Origin of the sequence: Paracoccus sp. SCSIO 75233, from assembly GCF_027912675.1 — a bacterium.
Classification (GTDB): domain Bacteria; phylum Pseudomonadota; class Alphaproteobacteria; order Rhodobacterales; family Rhodobacteraceae; genus Paracoccus.
The window spans coordinates 2,990,054-3,002,293 of the sequence record NZ_CP115757.1 but is presented as its reverse complement, the minus strand read 5'-3'; the positions used below and the strand labels follow the sequence as shown (position 1 = coordinate 3,002,293).

Genomic DNA, 12,240 nt, shown 5'->3' with positions numbered 1-12,240 from the left:
CAACAGCACCGTGCGTTGCGCCGAGGGGCGGATCATCCGACCGCCTGCAAAGCGCCCCGCATTTGCTGGCAAAACGGCGGCACAGGACGTGCACCCGCCATGCACAGCCTGTACACAGCGCGTACACCGAACATCGCGGAACGCCCCCTCACCCTGGTCGAAATATCCCGGGGTGAACTGGCCGCAGGCCAGGAGGGGCAGCGCCCCTCTGCCAATGGCTTATGCCGCCGCATCGCGGTCCAGCCCGGCCTCGCGCGCCATCCGGCGCAGCGCCTCATGTCCCATCGACTGGTAATGCAGCGGGTTGCGGATGGCACTGTCCTGTTCGGCCTCGATCACCAGCCAGCCGTCATAGCCCTGTTCGGCGGCGATGCGCAGGACCGGCGCGAAATCGACGCAGCCCTCGGGGTCGCCGGGCACGGTGAAGGCGCCGCGACGGACGCCCTCGATGAAGGACAGACCCTCGGCGCGGACCTGTTCCATCACCGGCTGCCGGATATTCTTGCAATGGATATGGCCCACGCGGGGCATGTATTTCCGCGCCAGCTCAGCCGGATCGGCACCGCCGAAACGGGCATGCCCGGTATCCAGCAGCAGATGCACATCCGGCCCGGCGGCGGCCATGAAGCGGTCAATATCCGCGTCGCTTTCGACGCAGGATCCGACATGGTGGTGATAGCAGAAGCGCATCCCCTGCCCCGCCGCATGACCCGCCAGATCGTTGATCCCGGCCATGAAACGGTCCCATTCCGCATCCGACAGAATGGGCCGGTCATTGGCCGCGACCTGATCATTGCCATGCACGGTGTTGGAACATTCGCAGATGATGATCACATCGCTGCCCGCCGCTTTCGACATGGCGATATGGGCGTCCATCGCGGCGCGCTCGACCTCAGGCGTCGCGCCGGGGCTGAGGATATTGGTCGAATGCCAGCCGCCGATGAAACGCAGGCCCCAGGCGCCAAGCGCGTCTTTCAGCGCCGCGCCCTCCGAGGGCATCTTGTGGCCCTTTTCGATGCCGTCAAAGCCGATCTCGCGGCAATCGGACAGGCAGTCTTCCAGCGACAGATGCGCGCCGATGCTGTGGTCGTCGTCATTCGACCAGGCGATCGGATTGGTGCCGTAGCGGATCATGTGCCTCTCCTTCAGGTGACGCGTTCAGTTCAAAAGGCGCTGATGCGCGATACTGGCGAGGTAATCGTCATAGGCATCGCGCAATTTTGCCGTATCACCCATCTCGGGCACGGCCACGTCCCAGAAATGCCCGGCCCCTTCCAGCCCGTCGCCGGGGCCCGGCGCGGCGGTGGTGTCGATCACGATCACGGTGGGGATGTCGCGGCTGCGCGCGGCCTGAAGCTGCGCCTCCAGATCCGCGATACCACCCGCCTTGACCGCATGCGCCCCCATGCTGGCGGCGTGGGCCACGAAGTCGATCTGCGGCTGCGTCTCGATATTGCTGTCGACATACATATTGTTGAATTCCGCCCCGCCGGTATTCTGCTGCAGCCGGTTGATGCAGCCATAGCCGCGATTATCGGTCAGCACGACGGTAAAGGGGATGCGCCGCATCACCGCCGTCGCCAGTTCCGAATTGGCCATCATATAGCTGCCATCACCGACAAAGCAGATCACCTCGCGCTCGGGCTGCGCCAGTTTGAGGCCCATGGCGCCGGCCACCTCATATCCCATGCAGCTATAGCCATATTCCATGTGATAGCCGTGCTTTGAGGCCTGCCACAGCAGCTTGAGCGCGCCGGGCATGGTGCCGGCGGCGCACATGGCGATGGCGTCTTTGCCGGTCGCACGCTGCACCGCGCCGATCACCTGCGCATCGGTCGGCAGTTCATTGGTATCGGTGGGGGCCGCGCAATGGGCATTGACGGCCTCCAGCCAATCGGCGCGGGCCCGCGGGTTTGCCGCATCGGCGCGATAATCGCCAAGGGCCTGCGTCAGTGCGGCAAGCGCGACCCTGGCATCCGCGACAAGGCTGACCCCGCCATGTTTGGCCGCGTCATAGGGCTGGACATTGATCGAGGCCAGCTTCGCATCCCCGAACAGCGTCCGCGAGCCGGTGGTGAAATCCTGCAACCTCGTGCCGATGCCGATCACCAGATCAGCCTGCCCCGCCATCAGGTTCGCCGCAGCCGAACCATCGACCCCCGCCGCGCCGTAATTCATCGGATGATCCTGCGGCAGCGCGGATTTGCCTGCCTGCGTCTCGATCACCGGGATATCGTGGCGGCTGGCGAACTCCGCCAGAGCCTCTTCGGCCTGCGCATAGATCACGCCCCCGCCCGCCACGATCACCGGCGATGTTGCGGCGCGGATCATCCCTGCCACCTCGGCCAGTTCCTGACGGTCGGGTTCGGGGCGGCGGATGCGCCAGATGCGCGGCGCGAAGAATTCCTCGGGCCAGTCATAGCCTTCCGCCTGCACATCCTGACAGAACGCCAGCACCACCGGCCCGCATTCCGCCGGGTCGGTCATGGCGCGCATGGCACGGGGCAGCGCGCTCAGCAAATGTTCGGGCCGTGTGATGCGGTCGAAATAGCGGCTGACGGGGCGGAAACAGTCATTGGCGCTGACCGTCCCGTCCCCGAAATCCTCGACCTGTTGCAGCACCGGATCGGGCCGGCGATTGGCAAAGACATCGCCCGCGATGACCAGCAGCGGCAGCCGGTTCACATGCGCCAGCGCCGCCGCCGTCACGACATTCGTGGCGCCCGGCCCGATGGATGTGGTCACCGCCTGCGCCCGCCTGCGCCCCTGCCCCTTGGCATAGGCAATCGCGGCATGGGCCATCGACTGTTCGTTCTGGCCCCGCCATGTCGGCAGCGCGTCCCCGATCCCGTGCAGCGCCTCGCCTATGCCCGCGACATTGCCATGGCCGAAGATCGCCCAGACGCCTTCGATAAAGCGGTCGCCATCCTCGTTCTTCTGCACCGAGAGCCAGCGCATCATCGCCTGCGCCGCCGTCAACCGGATCACCTTGCCCATTGCTTCGCCTCCACGACCGCTTGTTTCTTCTTCATCCAAATATCCCGGGGGTCCGGGGGCAGCGCCCCCGGTCCTGACACCCGATCCCTAGGCCGCCACCCGCGCCGCGCCGCGCGCCTTGTCCCAGAGGTCGCAAAGCCGCCCGTAACGCCCGGCCATCTGCGCCACCGCCTCCGCATCGCTCATCTCGCCGCGCATCCAGCCCCGCGCCGCATCGGCGAATATCGTCCGCCCGACAGCAAAACCGCGCACCAGATCGAAGCCCGCCGCGACCTCAAAGCTCGCCGCCAGCTCCGCCTCGGGCGCGTCCAGCCCCAGCACCACAATGCCGCGTGTGTGGCGGTCATGTTCCTCGATGGCGGCGATGGCCTGCGCCCAGCCCGCACGGCTCTGCATCGGTTCCAGCTTCCACCAGTCGGGGTAAATCCCGGCGGCATAGAATTGCCGGATCAGCGTCGCCGTCGTGCCGTCATCGACCGAACCGACCTTGGACGGGATCACCTCCAGCAGAAATTCCAGCCCGCTGCGCCGCGCCGCTGTATAAAGCCGCCGGACCGTCGCCTCCTGATCCGCACGCATCCCGGCATCGTCACCCGGATGGCAGAAACACAGCACCTTGACCACATTCTCGCGCGCCCATGCCTGCAAGCCGCCGCAATCGGGGCCCAGCTCCGGCTCAAGCGTCAGGGGCCGCGAGCCCGGCCATTCGGCAGGCCGCCCGATCCACAGCCCCGAGCCCGAGGCCGCATGCAGCGCCGCCCGCCCGATGCGGTTGTCGCACAGAATGCCATAGCCGGGCCGGTCCCCCGCCACCTGCCGCGCGGCGCTCAGGCACAGCTCCTTGAAGGCGCCGCCCTTCTGCGGCGTATAGCCTTCCATCTCTTCCAGCTGCCCACGATGGTCGAAAGCAAAGACCCGCATCTCGGACCAGTCGCCCGTGCCGGGACCGGTGCGGTTCGTGGCGCGGTGGATCTGCTCCAGTTCCGCATCGTTGCGCAGATCGGGCTGGATCACGCCGCGCCTGAGGAAGAACTCCAGTTCCGTCAGCGAGGGATAGGCCGGTGTGCAACCGTGGCGGCTGACCGCGAAAGCCCCGCAGGCATTGGCGTATGTGAGCGCCGTCGGCCAATCGGCATCGTCCAGCCAGCCCTTCATCAGCCCGGAAAAGAACCCGTCGCCCGCGCCCAGAACGTTGAACACCTCAATCGGGAAACCCGGCCCGGTCTGGCCCTCGTCCAGACTGTCGGGGATGTCGCCTTCAAAGGCCACCGCCCCCGCCGCACCGCGCTTGCAGACCAGCGTGGCGTCCGAGACTTTGCGGACATTGCGCAACGCCTTGATGGTATCCGTGCTGCCACCGGCGATGTGGAATTCCTCTTCCGTGCCCACGATCAGGTCGAAATAATGCAGGCTCGCCTGCAGCTTCGCCGTCACCGCGGCGCTTTCGACAAAGCGGCTTTCGCCATCGCCATGCCCCGCCACGCCCCAGAGATTCGGGCGATAGTCGATATCCAGCGCCGTCCGCGCGCCATGTTTGCGCGCCAGTTCCAGCGCCTTGATCACCGCCGCCTCGGTCTGCGGATGCGACAGATGCGTCCCCGTCGCCACAACCGCGCGGGCCTCGGCGATAAAGCCCTCATCAATATCCGCCTCGGTCAGACCCATATCGGCGCAGTTTTCGCGATAAAAGATCAGGGGAAAGCTGTCTTCATCGCGGATGCCCAGCAGGACCAAGGCGGTCAGGCGGTCCGGGTCGGTTTTGACGCCGCGCGTGTCCACGCCTTCGCGGATCAGCTGTTCGCGGATGAAGCGGCCCATATGTTCGTCGCCGACGCCCGTAATCACCGCCGAGCGCAGACCCAGCCGCGCAGTGCCGCAGGCGATATTCGTCGGAGAGCCGCCGATATACTTCGAAAACGACCCATATCCTCTAACCGGCCACCAATCTGGTCGCCGTAAAGATCGACCGAAGAACGGCCGATGGTGATGAGATCAAGCGGTTTGGTCATGGGGCAATCCTTGCAGCTATATGTCATCCGCTTCAGCGATAAGACCGATGGTGACTTTCGTTCCCCGAGGTTAGTGCGCCGCAGCGTGTGGTCTTCGCATTGCGAAAGCACTAATAGTTTTTCCTTGCAGACCGGGCTGGCAGCCAGGGGGGTATGCCCACCGACTAACTTCGCCAGCCCAGCTTCTTTCGCCGCGATCATGTGCATGATGATCGATATGCGCTTGAACACGGCATCATCCGCATGTGCAGATGGGAGGATTCCGGCCTTACCCGTAAATCGTCTTGAAGCGGTCGACACAAAGCCGGAAACCGTCTTCAAAATTACCTTTGCCCGGATGGTAGACGCTTTCGAAAGATATCACACCGTCATATCCGTCTGATCTCAGGGCATCCGCCATGGGCTGGAATTGGTCTGCCAATTGTCCCTCACCCATGCGCCGGACCTCCAGCGTCGCGCGAGGTGTGTCGACCTGGACATCCTTGATATGGATATGACCGAGGTAGCCATCCTTCACCTCCTCATAGCCCGCCGGAAATGCCTGTTCATGACACCAGCAGTTGTTGGCCGGGTCCCAAAGCACTTTCAGAGCGCCCTTTGCATTCAGATCGTCGATCAGTTTCCGGCCGGTATAGTTCGAGTTGACCATCGTACCGTTGCCGGTTTCAACCACGAGGGTCAGGCCAGCGTCCCTGATGACATCGATGGCCGGTGCAATCAGAGGCTGTCCCCCGTCAGCGGCTATGGCACAGATTTGAGGTTGTGATTTAAGGAGGATTTGGGCTTCGTCGTAGTGACGAAGGAACGAAGATGAAGCCCAAATCCTCCAATTCAAAATCGCCGACCAAGCCCCCTGCAGATCGGGTGGTCAAGGACATCCGGCGTCAGACCCGCCGCCACTTCTCGGCCGAAGACAAGATCCGCATCGTGCTTGAAGGTCTTCGCGGTGACGACAGTATCGCCGAGTTGTGCCGCAAAGAGGGCATCGCGCAGAGTCTGTACTACAGCTGGTCCAAGGAGTTCATGGAAGCCGGCAAACGCCGCCTGGCCGGGGACACCGCCCGTGCGGCGACCTCCGGTGACGTGCAGGACTTGCGCCGCGAAGCCCGTGCGCTGAAGGAGTGCGTGGCGGACCTGACGCTGGAAAACCGCTTGCTTAAAAAAAGCATGATCGCGGATGGGGGCGACGACGAATGAGGTATCCCGCATCCGAGAAGCTGGAGATCATCCGTATCGTCGAGCAGTCGCACCTGCCGGCCAGGCGGACGCTGGACCAGCTCGGCATTGCCCGCCGGACCTTCTACCGCTGGTATGACCGCTACCGGGAAGGTGGGCCGGAAGCGCTGGAGGATCGCCCTTCGGCACCGAACCGGGTGTGGAACCGCATTGGCGAGGACATCCAGGACCAGATCGTCGAGATGGCGTTGGAGGCGACCGACCTCAGCCCACGCGAACTGGCCGTGCGCTTCACCGACGAGAAACACTACTTCGTGTCGGAAGCCACGGTCTACCGGTTGCTCAAGGCCCATGACCTGATCACCAGCCCAGCCTATACGGTAATCAAGGCGGCCGATCAGTTCCACACCAAGACCACGCGGCCGAATGAGATGTGGCAGACCGACTTCACCTACTTCAAGATCATCGGGTGGGGCTGGATGTACCTCTCGACGGTGCTTGACGACTTCTCGCGCTACATCATCGCCTGGAAGCTATGCACCAACATGCGGGCCGAGGACGTGACCGACACGCTGGACCTCGCGCTCGCCGCCTCGGGCTGCGACAGCGCCACCGTTCTACACAAACCCAGGCTGCTATCGGACAATGGCCCCAGCTACATCGCGGGCGAGCTGGCCGAATACATCGAGTCCAACAAGATGAGCCATGTGCGCGGCGCGCCGTGCCACCCGCAGACCCAGGGCAAGATCGAGCGCTGGCACCAGACCCTGAAGAACCGCATCCTGTTGGAGAACTACTTCCTGCCCGGCGACCTCGAGTCCCAGATCGAGGCCTTCGTCGAGCACTACAACAACCAGCGTTACCACGAGAGCCTGGCCAACGTGACGCCTGCCGATGTCTACTTCGGCAGGGCACAGGCCATCATCAAACAGCGCGAAAGGATCAAACGAAAAACCATCGAATATCGGCGCTTGCAGCACCGCAAGCTCACAGCCTAACATCAAATCCCAGACGAGGCCCGCTCTCCGCTAGTCTACGCCCCAATCTGCGCCAAATGTTCTGACGACGGACAATCTTGGCCTCTGCCTCACGATACATATCATCAGACATGGCCAGCGTTTCCTGAGCGACGTCATCGAAAATGACCTTCAGATCGTCCGGCAATCCATCGTACCATGCCTTGTTCACGATCAACGGATCAGGGCCAGTCATGTGGTTGGACAGGGTCAGATATTTCTGCACTTCCTGAATCTTGAAGTCCCAGATATTTTGCGGCGGATTGTGCTGACCGTCGATGACGCCCTGCTTGAAGGCCTGATAGGCTTCAGAAAACGGCATGGCGACCGGGATTGAGCCGAGGGCCGTGCCAGTTGCGATCATCAGATCCGACTGCGGTTCCCGGATGCGAAGCCCCTTCAGATCTTCAACCGAAGTGATGGGGCGGACGTTATTCGTATACGCGCGAAAGCCTTGGCTGATACCGGTAGCGGGGATGTGATAGCCGTTGGCCTCGGCTCTATTCTGTATTTCCTGCGTGAACTCGCTACCGACAAGGCACTGCATTTGGTCCCAGCCATTCACAAGGAAGGGAAGCTGATAGAGGTTGTATGCAGGCGTCGCGTCAGCGAAGAACCCGCCACGGGTGCCCTGCAAAAGACCTGAGGTCACTTGGTCCATCATCTCGCGTTCGTTGCCCAGGGCCCCGCCAAAGAAGTTTTCCACTTCGATGCGGCCATCCGTGCGCTTTTCCAGCTCCTCCTCGAACCAGATCATCGTCTGGGACCGGACTGAGCTTTCCGGTTGGTCATTGGCATATTTGAAGGTGAAGTCTGCGGCCGCGCCCATGGACACGGACATCATAAGACCGGCGGCGCCCGCCACCATTTTCATTGCAACTGTCATTCTTTCCTCCCTAAACGGGCAAAGGCTCCCGTCTCGTGATTGCTTGATAAACCTTGGCCGCATTCTCTAGCAAGAAATTTACATCATCCTGACGTAACTGATGTTTTTTGATGCTTTATGGTGTTATCAATGACGGCTTCTTTTTGATGGCTTTTGATTTCCATTGGCTTTAGAACCGAGCCATGAACGATGAAGAACCGATAGTTTTCAAACGCGCCAGTGTTGCGGAGATTGCGAAACTGGCAGGTGTCGGCACCGCGACCGTGGACCGGGTCCTGAACAATCGTGTTAATGTGCGGGCCGAAACCCGCCAACGTGTCATGCAGGCGAAGCATGCCATCGAAACCGGCGCACAGATTGAGGATCGCGCACGCCCTTGGCGGCTGAGGATCTTCCTGCCCGAAGAGGCAGGCCCGTCCACGGAGTTTTTGGGAAACTGCTTCCAGAATGTGTACACCGATGGCCGCGCCACAATAGATTGCATTTTTTCCAAGAAGCTCGAACCTTCATTGTTGGCGCGAAAACTACGCGCCTGTGCTGGACAGGGAATAGATGCGATCGGCTTTCAGGCTCTGGACGATCCACGCGTTGTGGACGCGGTAGAGGAACTTCATTCGCTGGGGATACCCTGCGTGCCGATTGTATCTGATCTGGTCAGCCCGGTGATCGGTCAGTTCATAGGCACGGACAACATGGCGGCCGGGCGCACGGCGGCACGCCTCATGGGACTCATAACCCGCCGATCCGGACCGGTTGCCGTTATTTCCGGTATGCATCTCTACCGAAACCACAGCGACCGCGAAATGGGCTTTCGGTCGACCATTCGCAGGGACTTCGCTCACTTGCAGGTCGTCGGAACTTATTCCGGACAGGATGAGATGGCCGAGAATTGCAAGGTCGTGCAGGAGATTCTCAGAGAATTTCCCGACATTGTTGGCATCTATAATGTTGGTGGAGGCAACGAAGGTGTTGTGACCGCATTGAAGGATGCCGGTGTAGCGGACAAGATCACGTTGATCGGACATAATCTGACGCCGAAAACCGCTTCCTATCTGTTGGACGGTTCGATGGATATCGTGATCCATCAGAATATGCAGCGAATTGCTGAACTGGCGGTTCAGGCAATGATCGGCCTCCTTGAGAACCGGCCAGCACGTATCGGTATGGTACCCGTCGAAGTCATTACACGCGAGAACATCAGCGGCGCCACTTTTGGCTGAAGTCAGCATTCGTGTCACAAGCCCGCTCATCGAAGCACGTTTCCCCGTTCACGTGGAACGCGCCAAAGATACCATGAGGCGACTGTTCTGTATGGCGACCAGGCTAGTGAGATTTCGCGCAGCGCCTTGGGTTTGGGCGGCTCATCAAGCTCCCTTAACGCACGATAGCCCTCTCGGACGCCGAAATCATCGGCTGGCAGGATATCGGCGCGTTCAAGGGAATACATCAACAGCATCTCGACCGTCCAGCGACCGATACCTTTGATCGCCGATATGTTGGAAATCAGGGCCTCGTCATCCATCCTGACGGCGATGCCTCGTGACGGCACAAGGCCGGTCTTCGAACCTTCCGCGATGGCCTTGATCGTAGCGATCTTGCTGGCCGAGAACCCGCAGGCCCGCAGGGCGTCGAATTCCATCGCGATGACTGCGTCGGGTGTTGGGAAAAGATTGTCAGGGCACAGCGCCTTCAGCCGCGTGAGGATTGCGTCACCGGCTTTGGCAGTCAATTGCTGATAGGCGATAGCGCGGATAAGGGCCTCATAGGGCTCGCGCGCCGCTTTCGGATCGTGACGGCAGGGTCCGATCAGATCAATGACGTGCGCCCAATCTTCATCCAGATCACGCAGGAAGTTCTCGGCGTCAGTGTAACGGTCGTCGGTCTGCATTTTGTTCCAGTATCATGAATGAAAGTCGCGAGTCGCACGGACGAGGCAGAAATGAACCCCGTTTCTTGCGGTCAAACCCGTCCGATTAAAGCGCAAGATTCGGAGTGGCATCCGGCCATCACCCCGCCAATTTGGTCCCTTCAAAAGGAGCGAGGAATGCCGCTGCAAAACCGTGTCACCCCATTTGGCGACGTTATCGCCGTTAACGCTCGGGGTATGTTCACTGGCAATCGCGGCATTATTCATATGCCCAAGGAGCAGCGACTGAGCAATCGGCGTTGGACAAGCAAGGTCTGGCTGATCTGTCGTTGCGACTACAAGGGACGTCGGCGCGAGGTGATGACCGGCCGGAACTGGACCGAGTTGTTCTTTCTGGATGAAGCGACCGCACTTGCGGCAGGCCATCGCCCTTGCTTCCTTTGCCGCAGGGAGGCGGCCTTGCGGTTTCGGGATGGTTGGGACAGCGCGCCTTCGGTCAAGGTGATGGACGCCGTCCTGCATTCAGAGCGGCTGAACGGGCGTGACAAGCGCCTGCATCCATTACCATCAGGACCGCTGCCAGTCGGCGTCATTGCGGCATCCGGGCATACGTCATGGCTATGGGCTGGACGATGGCTGGAATGGTCGCCCAAAGGCTACTCGGCCAGTGATCCGCCCGATCTCGATGGCATGCTGACACCGCCTTCGAGCTACGCCGTCATGAAAGCCGGATATCGTCCGGTTCTTCACCCATCCGCATATGTGAAAGAGGCAGGCCATGATCAATGATCTATTCGGCGGCATCGAGCCGCAGCAAACCGCTCGCGATCATATGGCGGAGGGTGCCGTCCTGCTACGCGGACAGGCTCTGACGAGGGTGGACGACCTGCTGACCGCGATCCGCGAGGTGTCAACTGCCTCACCCTTTCGCAACATGGTGACGCCCGGCGGTCATGTGATGTCGGTGGCGACGACCAATTGCGGACAGGCGGGCTGGATCACGGATCGCAGCGGCTATCGCTATGACGGGATCGATCCGGAAGCCGGTAGACCCTGGCCCGCGATGCCCGACAGTTTCATGGCAGTCGCGACCGAGGCCGCGACGAAGGCGGGCTATCCCGATTTTCGCCCCGATGCCTGTCTGATCAACCGCTATGAACTGGGCGCGCGGCTGTCGCTGCATCAGGACAGGAATGAGCGCGATATGGGCAATCCCATCGTTTCGGTTTCTCTTGGCCTGCCGGCCACGTTTCAATTCGGCGGGCTGAAACGGAACGATCCGGTGCAGAAATACGCGCTGATGCATGGTGATGTCGCGGTCTGGGGCGGGCCATCGCGGCTTTGCTATCATGGGGTTTTGACGATGAAGGATGGGGAGCATCCTGCGGTCGGACGGATGCGGCTGAACCTGACCTTTCGTGGCGACTTTGAATGCGTCGATATTCGAGCGCAAGGATCGGAGTGCCGGAAGACTGGAAATCAGCAAATATGTCCGGGAAATCTTGAAAAGGAGAAACCGATGACTGACGTCTCAGCACGACGCGCTGCCTTCCGCAAACTGCACGATGGCTTTTTCACCATGCCGAACGCGGCCACCGCTGGCGAGGCCAGGGAACTGACGAAGCTGGGCTTCAAGGCGATTGCCTCGACCAGCCACGGGCTTGCGCTGACGCTCGGCGAGGATGATCTGTCGGCGACATTGGAGGAAACGCTGGCCAATCTGCGCGATCTCGTCGCAGCCACCGATCTTCCGATCAACGCGGATTTCGAGGCCGGATTTGCGGATGACCCAGAGGGCGTGGCAGCCAACGTGACTCGTGCCGTCGAAACAGGCGTCGCCGGGCTGTCCATCGAGGACCGCGCGGGCGACACGCTATATCCCCTCGAAAAAGCGGCACTCCGCATCCGGGCGGCACGCGAGGCCATCGACGCAATTGACCAGAATGTCATGCTGATTGGCCGCAGCGAAGGCTTTCTGTTGGGCAATGCCGATCTGGCTGCGACCATCGAACGGTTGCAGGCCTATGCCGAGGCCGGGGCGGACGTCCTCTATGCGCCCGCCGTCACAAAGCCGGACGACATCGCCGCCATTGTCGCTGCCGTCGCGCCGAAGCCTGTCAATGTGCTTCTGGTCAGCCCGGAGATGAATGCGGAAGATCTGAAAAATTCAGGCGTTCGGCGCATCAGCGTAGGCGGTTTCCTCGCCGTGCCTGCGCGCACTGCCTTTATCTCTGCTGCCACTGAACTGCAGCAAAACGGCAGCCTGCCCGCAGCGAGCTTCGGTTGATG

The 12,240-nt window shown here is 61.4% G+C and carries 9 protein-coding genes and 1 pseudogene; 4 read left to right on the top strand and 6 right to left on the bottom strand.

Annotation, left to right across the window (positions count from 1 at the left end; translation table 11 throughout):
- Positions 1–219: 219 nt before the first annotated feature.
- From iolE to PAF12_RS14545, 4 genes and pseudogenes are all read right to left on the bottom strand, one after another.
- Positions 220–1,134 carry a myo-inosose-2 dehydratase gene (gene iolE / locus PAF12_RS14560; protein WP_271107716.1) on the bottom strand — a complete coding sequence of 305 codons (915 nt, stop codon included), beginning with the start codon at positions 1,132–1,134 and terminating at the stop codon, positions 220–222.
- Positions 1,135–1,158: 24 nt separating this feature from the next.
- A complete protein-coding gene (gene iolD / locus PAF12_RS14555; RefSeq protein WP_271107715.1) occupies positions 1,159–2,997 on the bottom strand; it encodes a 3D-(3,5/4)-trihydroxycyclohexane-1,2-dione acylhydrolase (decyclizing) in 1,839 nt (612 codons plus the stop codon).
- An 87-nt stretch (positions 2,998–3,084) separates the two neighbouring features.
- Positions 3,085–5,006: pseudogene (iolC, locus tag PAF12_RS14550) on the bottom strand (5-dehydro-2-deoxygluconokinase).
- 268 nt (positions 5,007–5,274) lie between these two features.
- Positions 5,275–5,679 carry a sugar phosphate isomerase/epimerase gene (locus PAF12_RS14545; RefSeq protein WP_271107714.1) on the bottom strand — a complete coding sequence of 135 codons (405 nt, stop codon included), beginning with the start codon at positions 5,677–5,679 and terminating at the stop codon, positions 5,275–5,277.
- A 137-nt stretch (positions 5,680–5,816) separates the two neighbouring features.
- Here PAF12_RS14545 and PAF12_RS14540 point away from each other — a divergent pair.
- Positions 5,817–7,180, top strand: a protein-coding gene (locus tag PAF12_RS14540; protein WP_271106531.1) for an IS3 family transposase whose coding sequence is annotated in 2 segments (ribosomal slippage) — positions 5,817–6,164 and positions 6,167–7,180 — 1,362 coding nt in all. Because the reading frame shifts where the segments join, the coding sequence is not laid out codon by codon here.
- On the opposite strand, the gene PAF12_RS14535 is transcribed toward PAF12_RS14540, so the two are convergent.
- On the bottom strand, positions 7,170–8,084 hold the full coding sequence (locus tag PAF12_RS14535) for a TRAP transporter substrate-binding protein (protein WP_271107713.1): 915 nt from the start codon (positions 8,082–8,084) through the stop codon (positions 7,170–7,172). The genes PAF12_RS14540 and PAF12_RS14535 overlap by 11 nt on opposite strands.
- Positions 8,085–8,266: 182 nt before the next feature.
- Here PAF12_RS14535 and PAF12_RS14530 point away from each other — a divergent pair, with 182 nt between their 5' ends.
- Positions 8,267–9,304: a LacI family DNA-binding transcriptional regulator gene (locus tag PAF12_RS14530; RefSeq protein WP_271107712.1), complete on the top strand. Its 1,038-nt coding sequence runs from the start codon at positions 8,267–8,269 to the stop codon at positions 9,302–9,304.
- Positions 9,305–9,330: 26 nt separating this feature from the next.
- On the opposite strand, the gene PAF12_RS14525 is transcribed toward PAF12_RS14530, so the two are convergent.
- The gene (locus PAF12_RS14525) at positions 9,331–9,972 is read right to left on the bottom strand and encodes a DNA-3-methyladenine glycosylase (RefSeq protein WP_271107711.1); all 642 of its coding nucleotides are present in this window, start codon (positions 9,970–9,972) and stop codon (positions 9,331–9,333) included.
- Positions 9,973–9,990: 18 nt separating this feature from the next.
- Here PAF12_RS14525 and PAF12_RS14520 point away from each other — a divergent pair, with 18 nt between their 5' ends.
- Together PAF12_RS14520 and alkB are read left to right on the top strand one after the other, a co-directional pair.
- Positions 9,991–10,740 (top strand): hypothetical protein, encoded by a 750-nt coding sequence (locus tag PAF12_RS14520; protein WP_271107710.1) that lies wholly within the window; start codon positions 9,991–9,993, stop codon positions 10,738–10,740.
- Positions 10,730–12,238 (top strand): DNA oxidative demethylase AlkB, encoded by a 1,509-nt coding sequence (gene alkB, locus PAF12_RS14515; protein ID WP_271107709.1) that lies wholly within the window; start codon positions 10,730–10,732, stop codon positions 12,236–12,238. Before PAF12_RS14520 ends, alkB begins: the two co-directional genes overlap by 11 nt.
- The last annotated feature ends 2 nt before the right edge of the window (positions 12,239–12,240 follow it).